General features: G+C 68.7%; 16 protein-coding genes. 8 read left to right on the forward strand and 8 right to left on the reverse strand.

Annotated features, from left to right (window positions below; translation table 11 throughout):
* The first annotated feature begins 8 nt into the window (after positions 1-8).
* Together P3X83_RS32780 and P3X83_RS32785 are read left to right on the forward strand one after the other, a co-directional pair.
* Positions 9-1,433 carry an MFS transporter gene (locus tag P3X83_RS32780; protein WP_277309180.1) on the forward strand — a complete coding sequence of 475 codons (1,425 nt, stop codon included), beginning with the start codon at positions 9-11 and terminating at the stop codon, positions 1,431-1,433.
* A 17-nt stretch (positions 1,434-1,450) separates the two neighbouring features.
* The gene (locus P3X83_RS32785; protein WP_277309181.1) at positions 1,451-1,969 is read left to right on the forward strand and encodes a pyridoxamine 5'-phosphate oxidase family protein; all 519 of its coding nucleotides are present in this window, start codon (positions 1,451-1,453) and stop codon (positions 1,967-1,969) included.
* A gap of 155 nt (positions 1,970-2,124) precedes the next feature.
* Here P3X83_RS32785 and P3X83_RS32790 read toward each other — a convergent pair whose 3' ends face one another.
* The 4 genes from P3X83_RS32790 to P3X83_RS32805 form a co-directional block, all read right to left on the reverse strand.
* On the reverse strand, positions 2,125-4,491 hold the full coding sequence (locus P3X83_RS32790) for a Tn3 family transposase (RefSeq protein WP_277309182.1): 2,367 nt from the start codon (positions 4,489-4,491) through the stop codon (positions 2,125-2,127).
* Positions 4,433-4,783: a hypothetical protein gene (locus tag P3X83_RS32795; protein ID WP_277309183.1), complete on the reverse strand. Its 351-nt coding sequence runs from the start codon at positions 4,781-4,783 to the stop codon at positions 4,433-4,435. Before P3X83_RS32795 ends, P3X83_RS32790 begins: the two co-directional genes overlap by 59 nt.
* Positions 4,784-4,794: 11 nt before the next feature.
* A complete protein-coding gene (locus tag P3X83_RS32800) occupies positions 4,795-5,247 on the reverse strand; it encodes a DUF4158 domain-containing protein (protein WP_277309184.1) in 453 nt (150 codons plus the stop codon).
* A gap of 175 nt (positions 5,248-5,422) precedes the next feature.
* Positions 5,423-6,385 carry a VOC family protein gene (locus tag P3X83_RS32805; protein ID WP_277309185.1) on the reverse strand — a complete coding sequence of 321 codons (963 nt, stop codon included), beginning with the start codon at positions 6,383-6,385 and terminating at the stop codon, positions 5,423-5,425.
* Between the two features lie 94 nt (positions 6,386-6,479).
* On the opposite strand from P3X83_RS32805, the gene P3X83_RS32810 reads away from it, so the two are divergent.
* On the forward strand, positions 6,480-7,058 hold the full coding sequence (locus P3X83_RS32810) for a TetR family transcriptional regulator (RefSeq protein ID WP_277309186.1): 579 nt from the start codon (positions 6,480-6,482) through the stop codon (positions 7,056-7,058).
* A 362-nt stretch (positions 7,059-7,420) separates the two neighbouring features.
* On the opposite strand, the gene P3X83_RS32815 is transcribed toward P3X83_RS32810, so the two are convergent.
* Positions 7,421-7,765: a helix-turn-helix domain-containing protein gene (locus P3X83_RS32815; RefSeq protein WP_277309263.1), complete on the reverse strand. Its 345-nt coding sequence runs from the start codon at positions 7,763-7,765 to the stop codon at positions 7,421-7,423.
* Between the two features lie 134 nt (positions 7,766-7,899).
* On the opposite strand from P3X83_RS32815, the gene P3X83_RS32820 reads away from it, so the two are divergent.
* Positions 7,900-8,802, forward strand: coding sequence for an NAD(P)-binding domain-containing protein (locus P3X83_RS32820; protein WP_277309187.1), 903 nt, complete (start codon positions 7,900-7,902; stop codon positions 8,800-8,802).
* On the opposite strand, the gene P3X83_RS32825 is transcribed toward P3X83_RS32820, so the two are convergent.
* Positions 8,793-9,374: a TetR/AcrR family transcriptional regulator gene (locus tag P3X83_RS32825; protein ID WP_277309188.1), complete on the reverse strand. Its 582-nt coding sequence runs from the start codon at positions 9,372-9,374 to the stop codon at positions 8,793-8,795. The two genes, P3X83_RS32820 and P3X83_RS32825, sit on opposite strands and share 10 nt — an antisense overlap.
* A gap of 93 nt (positions 9,375-9,467) precedes the next feature.
* Here P3X83_RS32825 and P3X83_RS32830 point away from each other — a divergent pair, with 93 nt between their 5' ends.
* Complete coding sequence (locus P3X83_RS32830; RefSeq protein WP_277309189.1) at positions 9,468-10,331, forward strand: NAD(P)-binding domain-containing protein; 864 nt, start codon at positions 9,468-9,470, stop codon at positions 10,329-10,331.
* A gap of 288 nt (positions 10,332-10,619) precedes the next feature.
* Positions 10,620-11,744 carry a hypothetical protein gene (locus P3X83_RS32835; RefSeq protein ID WP_277309190.1) on the forward strand — a complete coding sequence of 375 codons (1,125 nt, stop codon included), beginning with the start codon at positions 10,620-10,622 and terminating at the stop codon, positions 11,742-11,744.
* A gap of 24 nt (positions 11,745-11,768) precedes the next feature.
* Here the strand turns inward: P3X83_RS32835 and P3X83_RS32840 are convergent, their stop codons facing one another.
* A complete protein-coding gene (locus P3X83_RS32840; protein WP_277309191.1) occupies positions 11,769-11,993 on the reverse strand; it encodes a hypothetical protein in 225 nt (74 codons plus the stop codon).
* 1,068 nt (positions 11,994-13,061) lie between these two features.
* On the opposite strand from P3X83_RS32840, the gene P3X83_RS32845 reads away from it, so the two are divergent.
* On the forward strand, positions 13,062-14,780 hold the full coding sequence (locus P3X83_RS32845) for a Tn3 family transposase (RefSeq protein WP_277309192.1): 1,719 nt from the start codon (positions 13,062-13,064) through the stop codon (positions 14,778-14,780).
* A gap of 237 nt (positions 14,781-15,017) precedes the next feature.
* On the opposite strand, the gene P3X83_RS32850 is transcribed toward P3X83_RS32845, so the two are convergent.
* The gene (locus tag P3X83_RS32850) at positions 15,018-15,998 is read right to left on the reverse strand and encodes a YafY family protein (RefSeq protein ID WP_131736100.1); all 981 of its coding nucleotides are present in this window, start codon (positions 15,996-15,998) and stop codon (positions 15,018-15,020) included.
* 64 nt (positions 15,999-16,062) lie between these two features.
* On the opposite strand from P3X83_RS32850, the gene P3X83_RS32855 reads away from it, so the two are divergent.
* Positions 16,063-16,878: a nuclear transport factor 2 family protein gene (locus P3X83_RS32855; RefSeq protein ID WP_242613928.1), complete on the forward strand. Its 816-nt coding sequence runs from the start codon at positions 16,063-16,065 to the stop codon at positions 16,876-16,878.
* Positions 16,879-17,041: the final 163 nt, after the last annotated feature.

Raw genomic sequence — 17,041 nt, forward strand, 5'->3', positions numbered from 1 at the left:
GGTGGCGGGTGCTGGTGTTGCTGGGCACGGCGTTCTTCATGACCATCCTGGACGGGACCAGCTTGCTCACCGCCCTGCCGGCCATCGAGCGGGAGTTTCGGGCGCACGGCACCACCGTCCAGTGGGCGGTCACGGCCTACGCGCTGGCCTTTGCGGGCCTGCTGCTGTTGTGCGGCCGCGCCGCCGATCTGCTCGGCCGCCGCAGGGTCTTCCTGGCCGGAATGTCGCTGCGCGTGTTGGCCTCGTTGGGATGCGGGTTCGCCCCGACGGTCGAAGCCCTGGTCGCAGCCCGCGCTTTGCAGGGTGTGTCGGCCGCCATCATCGCCCCCGCAGCCTTGTCCATGGTGATGAACGCCTTCGCCGAAGGCAGCGAGCGGAACAGGGCACTGGGAATCTGGGGTGGGATCGGAGGGTTCGGTGCCACCGCCGGGCTGCTGCTGGGCGGCCTGATCACCGATACGCTCGGCTGGCAGTGGGTCTTCTGGATCAACGTCCCGGTCGGGGTGGTAGTGCTGATCCTCGCGCCGGTGATGCTGATCGAGAGCCGGAACGAGGTGCGTGTCCGCTCCTTCGACCTAGCCGGGGCGCTGACGGTCACTTCGGCTCTCGTGCTGTTCGTCTACGCCATCACCGGCGTCCCTGACGGCGGATGGTCCAGCCACCAGGTCCTCGGGCCGCTGGCGGGTGCGATGGCGCTGACCGGCTTGTTTGTCAAGATCGAACGGCGGTCCAAGGCGCCGCTGGTGCCGTTCGGGGTCCTGCGGTCGCGTTCCCTGGTCGGCGGCGGCCTCCTGCTTCTCGTCACGGGCACGGCGGTCGACGGCATGCTCATCATCCTCACCACCCACGCGCAGTCGGTGCTCGGCTGGTCGCCCGTGCGGTTCGGCATCACGGCCGGGGTGATGACCGTGGCGGCCGTCGTCGGCGCTCTGGTCTGCCAGCGGGTTGTGACCAGGATCGGCGTGCGTCCGGTCGCGACCTGCGGCACTGCCCTGCTCGGTGGAGCCTGCCTGCTGCTCACCCGGGTGGTGTCCGAGCACAGCTCACCGGAACTGCTGACTTTTGCCCTGTTGGTCTTCGGAGTGGGCATGGGCACCGCCACCGTCTGTGCCCAGATCGCGGCGTTCACCGGTGTCGCCGAACGGCACTCCGGTCTGGCCGCCGGACTCGCCGATACCTGCTTCGCGGTTGGCACCGCCCTCGGCGTAGCCATCGCCGGCAGCGTTGTCGCCGCGCATGCACCCACGCCTGGGATCGCCGCGCCGCAGACGCTGGTTCCCGGACATCAGGCCGCGTTCGGCGTGGTCGGCCTCGTCGCGGCACTGGGCCTGGTCATCGCTCTGGCCATGCTCGGCAAGCGATCGGCGCCGGTCACCAAAGAGACCGCGGCGCCTCCCGGTGACCAGATCGTGACCGACCGCATTCCCGCCTGACCCATTGAGGAGCTTCCATGTCCGACTGTGACCCGGTCGCCGAGATCGGCCCCTTCAGCGACTCCGGCGCCGACGTGATCCCCTGGCCGATCGCACTGCGTGAACTGGAGCAGGCGCGACTGTTCTGGCTGTCCACCGTCCGCCCCGACGGCCGACCCCACGTGACACCGTTGCTGGCCGTCTGGACCGGCGGCGCCCTGTACTTCGCCACCGGCGACCAAGAGCGCAAGACGCGTAACCTCCACGCCAACGACCACTGCGTCATGACGACCGGCACGAACGTCCTCGACGGTATCGACATCACCATCGAGGGACGTGCCGAGTTGGTGTGCGACCCGGCTGAACGCAGCACCACCGCCGACGCCTACGAGTGCAAGTACGGCGATCTCCTGACGAGCCCGGACGGCACCTGGCATGGCCTCGGTGACACCATCCGCTCCGGCAACGTCCTGCTGTACCGCATCGATCCGGAGGTCGGATTCGCTTTCGGCAAGGGCGAGGCATACAGCCAGATCCGCTACCGCTTCCAGCGCTGACCGTTGATTCCGCGGCCGCGTGTCAGGCGGCCGAGATCCGGCCACCGTGGAACGGCGCGCCTTGGACGGTCGGGGCCGACGCTCTCGCCCTGGCCCTCGCACACCGTCTGCTTCTCCCGCCATGTCTCCTGGCCGACCGGCACCGCCCTCGACAACTACTCCTCTTCGTCCGGAGCACTGGGATCGAGCAGCTCTCGCAGCCGCGCGCCCAGGTCAGGACGGTGAAAGGGGTAGGAGCCGTGGAAGTTGATGTGCTCGAAGACCAGCGGACTCAGCCGGGCCCGGATCTCGGGGCTGACCTGGCCACCCTCGATCCCCATCGCCCCGGCCTTCAACTGCTTGACCGCTGCGTCGATATAGAGCGAATTCCACCAGGTGATGGCGTTCAGACCGAGGCCCAGCGCACCCGACTGATCCTCCATGCCCCGTTCGTATCCCCTGGTCAGGCGGCCGAGGTTGCCGAAGGAGACGCGGCGGGCCAGCTGATGGCGGGATTCGCCGATGTTGAGCTGGGCCCCGATCATCCTGCGGTACTCCTCGACGTGGATGATCTGGAGCAGGTGCAGCGATTTGAAGATCCGGCCGTAGTGGGCGAAGGCGCTGCCCAGACCAGTCAGGCGGCCGTCGGCCATCATCATGCGGATCAGGTCGTAGGCGCGGACCTGATTGGTGGCCAGCGACCCGGCCACCCGCACCATGTCGTCCCAGTGCTGCACGATGGTCGGCAACGACACCCGGCGCAGGCCCAGGGTGTTGAAGTCGCCCCAGGCGTTGCCGGACTTGTGGCCGCGGGTCAGGTCGCCCTCCAGCATGGCAACATCGACCCACCACAGCTGAGTGTCGGTGATGTCGGCATGCCGCGGCGCGAACTGGTAGCCGCAGATCGCAAACAGGCCGTAGACGACGTCGCTGTAGCTGCCCTGATCGGTGGTGATCACCTCGGGGTGCTCGACGGCGTCCAGGCGATGGACGGCGTCCAGGATGAACAGCGAGTCGCGTAGCGTGCCGGGAACCAGCAGACCGCCGAGCCCCATCACCTTGTCCGAAACGGTGTTCAACCAGGTCGAACCGCGTGAGCGCTTGCCGATGCCCCAGTACAGCGGCGAGGGCCGCGAATGCAGGGACTGGACCGGCACCCCGAACCGCATGCCGTCCACCGAGGCCACCAGCCCGCCGCCCCAGTCTGCGGCGATGTCGATCCCAGCCTGCCGCTCGACCAGGCGGGCCGAGGCGCCGGCGATGCCCTCACCGTGGAAGTAGCCCTTTTCCACGCCCAGCAGCCGGTGCTCGGTGAGCGCAGTTTCGCCCGCCTTGACCACCGGCACCAGGCCCACGTTGCACGAGCGTGCCACCGTCAGCGCGGCCAAGGAGATGTCGAGGTCGTCGCGACGCAGGTGTGTTCCGGTGATGTGGCCCATGCAGTCGAACATCCCGGTCTTGGCGTGCGTCTCCAGCAGCAACTCGGGGTAGTCCACGCGCGGCTGCATCGCGGCCACCGCGTCGTGCACGGCTTTGAACCCCGCGGGCAGCGGGGCGGCCTCCAGCCGCGACAGCTGCAGCTTGCCGCCCTTGATCCGGACCGACGCATTCGCCGCCAGCCCGGCGGCGACCTGGGTGTAGGCGTCATCGACCAGCTCGGCCAGCTCGCGCAGATGAGCACGCGGGTCGCCCTCCAAGCCCAGCGCGGTCAGCACCGAGGCGCGCTCGCGTACCCACAGCCGCTCCTCGATCAGCCGGGCTCGCGGATTGCCCCACTTGTCCGCCCCCACCGCATACACATCGCGGCGGCGCAGCGCCAAATGCAGGGCCTCCAGGATGTAGAACACATACGCTGGACGGTCGATCAGCGGTGCCTCCAACTTGGGATTGTCGAACACCAGGCGCCGCCCCGACCCGGCCACCAGCTCCTCGAACCCCTTGATGTGCTCGCGGCCCGGTTTGCGCGCCGCCGTCACCCGCACCAGCGCCTTCACCGCGGCGACAACCTGAGAGCCGGCCGCCGTCGCCCCCCACGGGATGACGGAGGCCAGTTGCTCGATGAACGGCTTGACCGTGCCGTAGCGGGCCACCAGCTCCGCCCGCCACTCCAGATCACCGTCATCTTCTTCCGTCGGCAACGGCAACAGCTCCGCGACCGTGGCCAGCGCCGCCTCCAACTGCTCACGGCTGACCACCTGCACCACCGCGTCCACCACCTCGCTGGCCGTGGTGTCGGTGCGCGCGCCATCTTCGGCCACATGGACCGGCGGGGTGTCTCGCACGATCGCCCACGCGGCCGCCAGCCGAGCCGCTGCCACCCGCAACCGGGGCAGGTTGCGCAGCTTCGCCTTGTCCCCGGCCCGTCCAGCCTGCGACAGCAGCTTCGTCGACATCAGCAGGTCGAACAGCAGCAGCGCGTCATCGACCGCGACGCCTTCCAACTTCCGCACCGTGGCCAGCAGTGTGGCCTCGCGCCGGTCATCCTCAAGCTGCCTGATCCGAAAAGCCTTCGCGGTGGTTCCGAACCTGGCCAGCTCGGCCATTTTTCACCGGCGTCACCGCGCTGCAGTCCACCGCCCCGGTGCCCAGCCCCAGCACATACGCCGACCGGTCGAAGGCCTCGCACATGCCCGTGCCCGACAGTTTGGTCACCGCAGTGCGCATCCACTCCAGCACTGACACCTTCTCGCCCTCGGGCACGACCAGCGTGGCCACCAGTTCCCCGCGCATATGCTGCGGCGCCGCCTCCACCAACGTCCGGTTGATCAAACTCAACCCCGCACGACGTACCTCGGCCACCAGCCGCGACACCGTCGTGATGCCCGGCAGCAACACCCGGTTCTCGATCAGTACAACACCGCACGGTCGAACAACTCCCGCTTGGAGTCACGCGTCTTGGCCACTCGCGAGGCCACGAACCCCGCCAGCTCGGCCTCGCCGAACCCCCGGTACTTCAGCAGCTTACGGATCTGCGCGGCGTGATCGTAGGGGGTCTGCCACCGGTCGCCGTACTGCTTGACCGCGCTCCACTCCCCGATCCCCAACTGCTCGGCGACATACCGGATCGCCACCTCCGGCACGTCGACCGGGCCGGAGTCGGTCAGGAACGTGCCGAGCATGCGCACAGTCCCCCACTGAAGCGACCAGCCGAGCCGATTGTGCAGACCACGCCGACGTTGCGCTTGCGCCAGCGCGGCCTCATCCAGGAAGAAGAACCTCTCCAGCTCTTCAGGCGTCGGGTCCGCCACGAATCGGCCATACCGGCCCACCTGCTCGTCAGACAGATACTCATGCTGCACGGATCGTCACGATAGGAGAGCAGTCAGCTACTACTTGCCGGTATGCACAAATCGAGACCGACTCATCCCGCTACAACCCCGGCACCCCGCCGACCTGTGACTCAGCGCCTATCGAGAAATCTCGTCGAGATATGACGGCGACCCCGTGAGGGCCCAGAGGGTAGGTCGGCGCCCCTCAGCCCTCCTGGCGGAAGATGATCGCGACACCCAGTGCGGAGCCGGTGGGCACGAACATCTCCTCGGGGCCGGTTCGGATGACCGGAACGTCGTTGTCGCGCAGGAGCTTTTCAGTGACGGAAAGGTCGCGTACGGCTATCGCGTAGGCGACGAACGCGGGCAGGATCACCGGGCGCTCACCGGGCAGCAGGTCGGCGAGCGCCGATGCGGCCACGACGGTGACGTTCGCCCGGTCGAACCGCGTTACCCGGCCATGTCGCGCCCGGCCGAAATAGCTTTCGTAGCGGCGCCCAAACTCGGGCAACGCCGTGTCGGCCACGCACAGCACGCAGTCGACCAGCCCGGTCGCGCCGTTGGGATGGTCGGTGTGCCGCCGGCCCTGTGGTGCGTTGGCCGGCCTGTTCTCAGCGAACCCGATCCTGCCTTCCGGCACGCGTCCTGGTGGCAGATGGAGGTCGGAGATCTCCAGGTAGCGGGCAGGCTCCATGCTGGGCCCCGTGGCCGTCTCGACGGGCCGCTGGATGTCAAGGACGCCGCCGTGGCCAACGTCTTCGGCCGTCAGTCGCGCGGCCACGCAGTCGATGTCGGGCGTGTCGGCGATCAAGATGTGCACGCCTTGGAAGCGCTGAAGAAAGGAGGTGATGTTGGCTGCGGTGGCGCGGATCGCGGCCCTCAGTCCCGGCAGTCGGTCGTCGGGTACCTGCAACGGGATCGGGCGTGCGTTGCCGGGGATGCGACCGGTGTCAGCGATGACGGTCACCAGTTCGACGAAGCCGCGGGGGAAGTACACGTGGGCGTTGGCCACTCCGAATGGCTCCGCAGGGGCTCCCGGTGTGGCCGGCATGACGGGATAGGCGGGAGCGGCCACGGCGAAGCCGAGCCGCCGGTACAGCTCCATCGCCTGGTCCATGTCTTGCACGATGTGGCCGACGTGGTGCAGGCCGTTGATGTCATGGCCCATGACGGGCACCTCCGAAGTCCCCGATCCAACGAATGTGAGAGCTTGCCATTTTATGAGAGCATACCCTCATATGTGTGTGCAGTAGAATTCCCACGTGGCTGAGATCGGACTGCGCGAACGCAAGAAGGCCAAGACCAGGGAAACGATCCTGCGTGAGGCGTTCAGGCTCTTCCGCGAGCGTGGCTACAACGTCACCACCGTCGAGCAGATAGCCGAAGCGGCCGAGATCTCCCCGGCCACCTTCTTCCGCTACTTCCCGACGAAGGAAGAACTGGTCACACTCGACCGCTTCCCACCTCTCATCGAGGCACTGGCCTCCCAGCCTCCAGGCGCTCCCATCACCGTGCTACGTGGCGCGTTCCGCGCGGCATTCGCCGCCCTGTCCGCCGAAGAGATCGCCGCGGGGCACGCGCGGGAAGTGTTCGCGGCTACCGTGCCCGAGCTGCTGGTGGCCAACCTGCGCAGAAGCCCGGACCTGATCAGCGAGGTCTGCGCCATCGTGGCGGACCGGGCTGGATGCGCTGGGGACGACCCGAGGATCCGGAACGCAGTCGGCGCCGCCTTCGGCGTGGTGGCCATGGTCTGGATGCAGTGGGCACGCAATTCCCGCCTAGACGGCCCCGCTGAGATCGACAAGGCGCTGGCACACCTGGAGTCGGGCCTGAGCTTGTGAACCGGACGCCCCGAGGCCGGGCGTGTGGCTCTCATCGTCGGCCACGATCACGGCCTCCTACAGTGCGGCGTGCCATGCCGTGTCGGACCGGGGCGCCCTGCCATGATTGCTCCCAGTGGGTTTCTCCGGCCCGCCCGCCGCACCCGGCGTGCGTGTCGCCCAGCCCCACCACTGGCCGCGGCCACGCGCGACCGATCTCGGGGAAGCGCCGCAGCCCCTCCAGCGCCTCGTCCGTGAACACCGGAGCGACCACGCGGCAACCTCCCGTCAGAGCCCTGAAGACCTCCCGGCCAGGAGCCTATGAGGACGGACGGCCGGGTCGCCGAGGCGGGGACCCACGGTCGTCCGAGCCTGCCGCACCCTCACTTGAGCCTGTCCCACGGGATGCTCTCGATGCGCTCAAGGTGGTCCTCACCCCACTCGCCGAGCGCCGCCATCGCCGTGTTGAGCGAGCGGCCGAACGCGGTGAGGGAGTACTCCACCTTGGGCGGGACCTGGTGAAAGACCTCGCGGTGCAGCAACCCGGTGGTCTCCATCTCGCGGAGCTGCAGGATCAGCACCCGCTCGCTGATGCCGGGGGCCGCACGCCGCAGCTCGCCGAACCGCAGCGGGCCGTCCTGTAGCGAGAAGAGGATCAGCCCCTTCCACTTGCCGCCCACGACGGCTACGGCGGCATCGAGCCCACAGGTGAACGTGCGCTTCTTCATCCTCACCGGCCCATACTTACACTTTTGTGGGTACCCGGCAAAATAGTAGGTACTTGAGGGAATGCGTGTGCTCCTGCCAGCCTGAATCTCGGCGCGCCAAGAACCGACTCTTCTCTGGCTTCGGGAGTATTCACATGACCGGCACGAACGCGACACCGGTGACCGTCGTCGGCCTGGGCTCGATGGGCGCCGCCCTGGCCGAGGCCTACGTCAGGGCGGGGCACCCGACCACCGTCTGGAACAGGACCGCGGCCAAGGCCGCCCCTCTCGTCGGCCTGGGCGCACGGCACACCGAGGACGTCGCGGTCGCGGTGGCGGCGAGTCCGCTCGTCATCACCTGCCTGACCACCTTCGACGACACCAGATCGGCGTTGCGCCCGGCCGCGGCGGCGCTGCGCGGCCGGGCGCTGGTCACCCTCAACAGCGGGTCCCCGGCCGGCGCCAGGGAAACGGCGGCCTGGGCCGCGGAACTGGGCGCCCGTTTCCTGGCCGGGGCGGTCAAGAACGTGCCCGCGGCCGTGGGCGCGCCGGAAACGCTGCTTTACTACAGCGGCGACCGGGCCGTCTTCGAAGAACACGAGGCGGCCCTGCGGGTGCTCGGCGGCGACACCGTCCATCTCGGCGAGGAGAGCGACCTCGCCGCGCTCTACGAGATGGCGGTGGGCGCCATGTTGCTGCCCGCGCTCGCCGGCTTCTTCCAGGGCGCCGCCGCGATCCAGGCGCGCGGGCTGAAGGCGAGCACGATGGTGCGCTTCGCCGGCAAGTGGCTCGACATGATCAAATCGCTGCTGCCGGTCTACGCCAAGGAGATCGACAGCGGCGACTACACCGACGCCGCCTCGTCCGTGAACCTCTTCATGGCCGCCGAAGGCCACGACGCGGACCTGGCCGAGGAGGCGAACGTCGACACGTCCTGGCTCACCCCGGTGCACGATCTCGTACGGCGGGCGGCGGCGGCCGGTCACGGCGAGCACAGCATCGCGGCTCTCACCGAGGTGTTCAAGGTGCCGGGTGGGGACGGCCCGGCTCAGCGGTAGGAGTCGATGAGCCGGGCGAGGTGCCGCCCGGCGATCTCCAGCGGCGCCTCGCTCCGCGCCACCTGTGCCGACAGTTCCGCGCCTTCCAGCAGGTTGATCACGGTGTGCGCGAGGTCGTGCGCCACGTCGGCGGCGAAGCCGGAGCGTTCGAGCTTCTCGCGGACCAGCGTGCGCCAGTTCTCGTAGGCCTCCTCCGCGGCCTGCTGGATCGCCGGCTCCCGGCCCGCGCTCTCCAGCGCCGTGGTGGTGACCGGGCAGCCGTCCAGCCACCCGGACTCGCGCAGCCCGCTCGCCAGGTCGCGGGTGCAGGCGACCATCGCGGCGGCGGGGTCGTCGTCCCGGTCGAACGCGGCCCGCAGGAACTCGGCGAACTCCCGGTCGCCGTGCCGGATCGCCTCGATCGCCAGTTCGCGCTTGCCGCCAGGGAAGAAGTGGTAGACCGACCCCAGGGTGGCCTTGGCCTCCTGGGAGATCTGCTTGAGGCCGGTCGCCTCGTATCCCTGCTGCTGCATCAGGCGAGAGGTGGTCCGGACGATCCGTTCCCGGGTGCCGAGCTCGTGCTGGGGTCGCATGGTTCCCATCGTACTGGATAGAGCGTTCGTTCTAGCGGCGTGCTACGGTCATGGCCAGATAGAACGTTCGTCCTAGTGATGGGGAGTATCCGAATGAAGACCGTGACCGTGATCGGGCTGGGTCCGATGGGACAGGCCATGGCCGCCGCCTACCTCGACAACGGCTACGAGGTGACCGTGTGGAACCGCACCACCGCCAGGGCCGACGGCCTGGTGGCGCGGGGCGCGAAACTGGCGGAGTCGGCAGGTGCCGCGCTCGCCGCCAACGAGCTGGCGGTGCTGAGCCTGACCGACTACGACGCGATGGACGCCATCCTGGCGCAGGTACCCGAGGCCGCACTGGCCGGCCGTACCCTGGCCAACCTCACCTCCGACACCCCGGACCGGGCCCGCCGGGCGGCCGCGTGGCTCGCCGAGCGCGGGGCCGTGCAGATCACCGGCGGCGTGCTGGTGCCGCCGCCGGGCATCGGCACGCCGGGCGCGATGACCTACTACAGCGGGCCGAAGGACGCGATCGGGGCGCATCGGACCACCCTCGAAGTGCTGACCGGGATCGACCATCTCGGCGAGGACCAGGGGCTGGCCGCGCTCTACTACCAGATCGGGATCGACATGTTCTGGACCGCGATGGCGGGCTACGTGCACGGCCAGGCGGTCGCGGAGGCCAACGGCATCTCGGCCGCCGACTTCCTGCCGCGCGCGGTGCAGACCCTGGACCTCCGCTACTTCCTTGAGTTCTACGCGCCGCGCATCACCGCGGGCAACCATGAGGGGGACGTGGACCGGATCTCCATGGGCGTGGCGAGCGTGGAACACGTCCTGAAGACCACGCGGGCCTCCGGTGTGGACGGCTCGCTCCCGGCCGCCGTCCTGGAGCTCTTCCGCCGGGGCGTCGCCGCAGGCCACGGCGGGGACAGCCTCACCAGCCTGATCGGCGTACTGCAACAGCGGCGCTGAGGGCACGCACACCGGTGTGCGCGGGAGCGCGCGTTTCTTGATCAACTTGTGGGAATTGACATTCTCGTGAGTTATCTCGGATGAGGAGGCACGCAACAGACACGATTTTCCGAATTTGAATTTCTGGAAAATGGAAATGCTAGGCTGCCAGACGTGACGACGGAGATCGGTGGGGCGAGGCCGTGTAAGCACTGTGGGACCGCGATCGAGCAGAGAGGCGGGCGCGGGAGGCCGCGGGAGTACTGCCCGCAGGGCGATTGTCAGGCCGCGGCCAAGCGGGAGCGGGAGATGCGGCGGGCGACTCCCGGGCTGGAAGGCACGCTGGCCAGGGTGGAGGAGCTGTACGAGCGCATGGAGAAGGGGCTGGCCATGGCGATCAGCCCGTTGGCCGATGTGCTCGCGCAGGAGCTCAGCCCGGCCGGTGTGGAGGCGCGGATCAGTGCCATCCAGGCTGAGGCCCACACCAGGGTGGCCATCGCCCGCACCGAGCGGGAGCAGGCGTTCGAGCAGGTACGGCTGGCCCGCGAGGCCACCGAGCACGCCCGGCGGGAGCGGGCTGCCATGCACGAGAGCGAGCTGCAGGCGCAGGCCGATCGCGATGCCGCCATCGCCGACGCGGAGACCGCCCGTGAGCAGGCCCTCGCCGCGCTCAGCGAGGCTGCGGTGACCGAGCGCCGCGCCAAACGGGCCGCGCAGGACGCCGCCCGCCGCGCCGAGCAGGCCGAGGGCGAGCGGGACGCGATCCGCAAGGAGATGACCGAGCGGGCCGAGACGGCGGAGCGCGCCCGTGACGAGATCGCGCGGGAGATGGCCGAGCGGGTCGAGGCGGCGAGGGCCGAGAGCGCCGAGTTCCAGGCGCGTGCCGTACAGGCCGAGGAGGACGCGACCGAGAGGGTACGGCTGGCCGTCGAAGAACGCGACACCGCCCGCGCGGGGGAGGCCGACGCCCGGAAGGCCACTGCGGAGGCGGAACGAGCCGCGCTCGCCGACCGTACCCGCGCGCAGGCGGCCGAGGCGGAACGGGACAGGTCCGTCTCACGCGCCGAGACCGCGGAGCGGGCGCGGGCGGAGGCGATGGCGGAGGAGGCGGAGTGGCGGGCGCGGGCCGCGCAGGCCGACGAGCGCACCGCGCACGCCCAGGAGCGCGCCGCCGAGGCGGAACGAACCCGTGAGACGGCGGTCGCGGAGGCGGCACGCGCGCGCGACGCGGCCGTGGCGGAGGCGGCACGCGCGCGCGACGCGGCCGTGGCGGAGACCGAGCGGCTGACCATGCAGTCGGCCCTGGACAAGGCACGGGTGACGGACCTGCGGGCCGAACTGGACCGGCTGCGCGCCGAGGCCGACGCCCTGCGCGAGCGCGCTGTCGCCGCCGAGCTCCGCGCCGCCCCACCCCCGGCCGCTCCAGGGGGATAGGCCCGTCGTCTGATCGGTGGCGGTTCAGGTGTGTGAAAGCCGCTCCGCGAGAAGGGCACGCAGTTCCAGGTCCTCGCTGATCGCGGCGACGCCGCCACAGTAGCTGTGGCGGCGGTCGTCGGCCAGGGCGTCCCGCATGATCGCGAGATGGCCTTCTGACAGAGCGTCGATGCCTGTGAGGGCTCGCGCTGCGGCCAACGCGACGGGGAGTGGGCGTCCTTCAAGGCCCTGTAGTCCCAGCTCGGACACCAGCCGCAAGGTGACCAGCGGGTAGCTTTCGCGTCGTCAGACGGCCCGTTTCCTGACGCCGGGCGCTTCGTTGGGTTGGTCGAGTGAATCGGGCGGTTCGGCGAGGAAGGGGTGGGTGTGCGTCAGGAGTGGTTGCCGGAAGACGTGGTGGCGTGCTGGACGCTGGTGGACGGCGACTGGGATCTGGTGGCGAACAAGACTGGGGCCACACGGCTCGGCCGCCGGGCCGGACCCGGATCGAGAAAGTGCTGGTTGCGTCCCGCAACCGGTGGGAGAAGGTGTTCTGCACGCGGACCATCGAGCGCCTGGGCGACGCGGGCACGACCCGGCTGCTGACGCTGGTGGCGGAGGACAACGAGGGCGGTGCCGCCCTGCTGGCCTTGCTCAAGCGCGACCCGGGCGCGGTCGGTCTGGACTCGCTGCTGACCGAGATCACCAAACTGAACGACGTGCGCAAACTCGGCTTGCCCGACGGGTTATTCGCGGACTGCTCGGAGAAGCTGCTGGCCGCATGGCGGTCGCGGGCGATCAAGATGTACCCGTCGGACTTCCGTGACACCGCCGAGGAAGCGCGGATCACGCTGCTTGCGGCGTTGTGCTCCTCCCGGCAGGCGGAGATCACCGACGCGCTGGTGGACCTGCTGATCGCCCTGGTGCAGAAGATCAATGCCCGTGCTGAGCGGCGGGTGGAGAAGCAGCTCGCTGCGGAGCTGAAGAAGGTCCGCGGGAAGGAAGGCATCCTCTTCAAGCTGGCCGACGCGGCGATCGGCAAGCCCGACGAGGTGGTGCGCACAGCTCTGTACCCGGTCGTCGGGGAGAAGACGCTGCGCGACCTGGTGGCCGAGGCGAAGGCGAACGAGAGGGTGTTCAAGGCCAAGGTCCGCACCACCCTGCGGTCGTCGTACAGCTCGTACTACCGGCAGATGCTGCCGCCGCTGTTGAGAACGCTGGGGTTCAAGTGCGACAACACCGCCTACCGGCCGGTGATGGACGCGCTCGCGCTGCTGGAGAAGTACGCCGGGGTCGACGGCAAGACTCGCTTCTACGACGCCGCCGAACGAGGTGCCGATGGACGGGGTCGTGCGCAGGGACTGGCGCGAGGCCGTCGTGGACGACAAGGGCAAGGTCGAGCGCATCCCGTACGAGCTGTGCGTCCTGGTGGCGCTGCGGGACGCGATCCGGCGCCGGGAAATCTACATCGAGGGCGGCCTTCGCTGGCGCAACCCCGAGGACGACCTGCCCGGCGACTTCGAGGCCACCCGCACCGTGCACTACGCAGCGATCCGCCGGCCCATGGACCCCGAGGCGTTCATCGCCGACCTGAAGCGGCGGATGACCGCCGGCCTGGACCGGCTCGCGGCCGCACTGGCGGACGGCTCGGCGGGCGGGGTGAAGGTGACCACGCGGCACGGCGAGCCGTGGATCACTGTGCCGAAGCTGGAGAAGCTGGACGAGCCCACCGGCCTCCAGGCGCTCAAGGAGGAGGTCGTACGCCGCTGGGGCGTGCTCGACCTCCTGGACGTGCTGAAGAACGCCGACTTCGACACCGGCTTCACCGACGAATTCGCCTCGGTCGCCGCGTACGAGCGCATCGACCGCGCCACCCTCCAGCGCCGGCTCCTGCTTGCCCTGTTCGCGCTCGGCACGAACATGGGCATCCGCGCGATCGTGGCGTCCGGCGAGCACAGCGAGACTGAGGCCGCGCTGCGGCACGTGCGCCGCCACTTCATCACCGTCGACAACCTCCGGGCCGCGGTCACCCGACTGGTGAACGCCACCTTCGCCGCCCGCGACGCCGCATGGTGGGGACAGGGCACGGCGTGCGCCTCGGACTCGAAGAAGTTCGGCTCCTGGTCGTCCAACTTCATGACCGAGTACCACGCCCGCTACGGCGGCAACGGCGTGATGATCTACTGGCACGTCGAGCGCAAGAACGTCTGCATTTACTCCCAGCTCAAGAGCTGTTCGTGGTCCGAGGTCGCGGCGATGATCGAGGGACTGCTGCGGCACTGCACCGATGCCGAGATCGAGTCCAACTACGTCGACACGCACGGTGCCTCGGTGGTCGGGTTCGCCTTCACCGAGCTGCTGAACTTCCGGCTACTGCCCCGGCTGAAGAACATCGGCAGCATCCGCCTGTACCGGCCGAACGACGACCCGCCCGGTTGGCCGGCCCTCGGCACCTCGCTGACCCGGCCGATCCGCTGGGACCTGATCGAGCAGCAGTACGACCAGATGGTCAAGTACGCCACCGCCCTGCGCCTGGGCACTACGGAGGCCGAGCAGGTGCTGCGGCGCTTCACCCGCGGCGGACCGAAGCACCCCACCTACCAGGCGCTCGAAGAACTCGGCCGAGCCGTACGTACGATCTTCGCGTGCGATTACCTGGCCAGTCCCGACCTGCGGCGTGAGATCCACGGTGGGCTCCAGGTCGTGGAGAACTGGAACAGCGCGAACACCGTCATCCACTACGGCAAGGACGGCGCACTGACCGGCCCGGACAAGGAACACGCCGAGACCTCGATGCTCGCCCTGCACCTGCTCCAGTCCTCGCTCGTCTACCTCAACACCCTGCTGCTTCAGCAGGTCCTCGCCGAACCGGCCTGGGCGAAGAAGCTGACGGATGAGGACCGGCGCGGACTGACCGCGCTGTTCTGGTCGAACATCAACCCGTACGGCACGTTCCGCCTCGACATGGACAAGAGGCTCGATTTGTCGTCCGCCACGGTGCCTGTCCCGCGCCGTGCGGCGGACGACGCTGCCCGCCCGGCGGGCTCGGCTCCATGACGCAGCGGATGAGACGCGAAATTCGCAGTGAGCACTGGCTCATGAGACCAGAACATGCCGGGTGCCCCGGCAGAGGCGAGGCGCCCCTACCCGGCGCCTGAAGCGTACGTGCTCGGGGTCGAGGAACCCCGGAACAGCCATTGGCGCCGAGAACGATCCTGACGCCGCTGGCGAAGGTGGCGCGTGCCCGGCCTATGTAGCGAACCGTGCCACGGTCTGTCAGGGGCTCAGCGATTGTCAGACCGGTCGTCGGTAGATGCGGGTTAGGGCGTCGAGTGTTTGGGCGATGTGTTCGCGGAGTTCAGCCGGAGTGAGGATCTCGGCGTCGGCGCCAAGTTTGAGGAATTCGGGAAGGGCTTGTTCAACGGACTCGATCGGGATCGTCACCCGAGTCCAGCCATCGGGATCTGGCGGCGTGGCGGTCCGATGGGCGGCGTCGGACATGGCAGAGTCCCACAGCTGAGGCAGCTGGTCGAAGATCCTCGGGGACAGGCGGAGAGTCGCCTCGCCCTGGTGGCGGCGCGCGTCGAAGGATTTCAGGTAGTGGTGCCAGTAGTCGGCAAGGTCAAAGCCGTTGGGCCGATCGAAGCGTTCGTCGAGGACACGGAGATCCATGATCCGCGCGATGCGGTAAGTGCGGAGTTGTTCGCCGGCGCCGGCCACGAGGTACCAGTGCCCGGCCTTGAGCACCAGCCCGTACGGTTTCACGGTCCGGGTGATCTCGTGAGGTTCGGCCCAGCGCAGGTAGCGCATCCGCACGGCGCGGTCATTCCACACCGCGTCCGCGACCACGCCCAGGTGGGGAGTGCGGTCGCCATCGCGGTACCACGCCGGGGCGTCGAGGTGGAACCGCTCAGCGATGCGGCTGGCGCGGTCGCGCAGTTCGGCGGGCAGGGAGGCCATGAGTTTGAGCTGCACAGCGGTCACGAGGGCACCCATGCCAAGGTCGGCGGCAGCTGTGGGCAGCCCCGTCAGGAACAGCGAGTCGGCCTCATCGGCGGTCAGCCCCGTCAGCCGGGTGCGGAAACCGCCGAGCAGTCGGTACCCGCCGTCGTGGCCGGGTTCGCCATACAGCGGTACACCCGCCGCGCTGAGGGACTCCATGTCGCGGTAGACGGTGCGAGCAGACACCTCCAGCGCGTCGGCCAGTTCTTGTGCCGTCATCCGTTCCCGGGTCTGCAGGAGCAACAGGATGGACACCAGCCGGCTCGCACGCATGCGGTCAATTCTGTCCCAGTCCACTGACATGAGATGTCAGTGGAGTCGGAATAGCGTCCCGCCCATGGACATCGACATTGATATCGACCAGTTCGTCAACCGATACGTCGCGGTATGGAACGAGTCTGACCCGGTTGCGCGCCGACGTGCCATCGCCGGACTGTGGGACGCGGACGGCATACAGGTCATCGAATCCACGCGATACCACGGTCATGACGCCCTTGAGGCCCGGATCGCCGAAGCTCATAACAATTTGGTGCGGGACGCAGGATTCGTCTTCCGGTCCGCGGGCGACGCGACCGGTCACCATGACACGGTCACCTTCACCACCCACATGATCCCCGCAGCCGGAGGGAACATCGCCTGGACCGGCCGCATCTTTCTCACCCTCGGTGAGAACAGGCTCATCCGGCACGAGTACCAGTTCGCCATGAATACGCCGAACGAGACGAAGTCGAGCACTCGTGCCACGACAGAGGAGTTCCTTCGCCGACTGGGCGAGGGCGAGCCCGACCGGATCGCCGAGCTGTTCGCCGAGCGCGTCGACTGGCAGTTGGACTGGCCGGAGGACGGTCATCCAGCGGTGCCGTGGATCCGCCCTCGCTCCACCCGCGCCGACGTCGCCGACCACTTCCGGGAAATAACCGCTTTCCATGTCCCCGAAAAGTCGGCCGGAGGAGTGTCCCGCGTCCTCATCGACGAAACGGAGGCGGTGGTGCTCGGCGACATCCAGCAGACGGTGAAGGCCACCGGAAGGCAATACACGGCCCTGTGTGCGCTTCACCTCACCGTCGAGGACGGGCTGATCACCCGCTACGCCGTCTATGAAGACAGCCTCACCGTCGCCGAAGCCCTTGCTAACCAGCCGGTTAACCGCTGAACACGCGGCCACCCCGCAGTGCCTGTCCGCCCTCACTGAGAGGATGCATGGGTGGGGAAGCGTTTCCGTGCTCCGCGAGTGTCGGCAAACGACCGTTTGCCGACACTCGCGTCCGTGATCGTGAACCCGCAGGTGGGCAGTGTCGGCAACTTGCGTCGGGAAT

It is taken from the genome of Spongiactinospora sp. TRM90649 (genome assembly GCF_029382225.1).
In the GTDB taxonomy this organism is placed as follows: domain Bacteria; phylum Actinomycetota; class Actinomycetes; order Streptosporangiales; family Streptosporangiaceae; genus Spongiactinospora.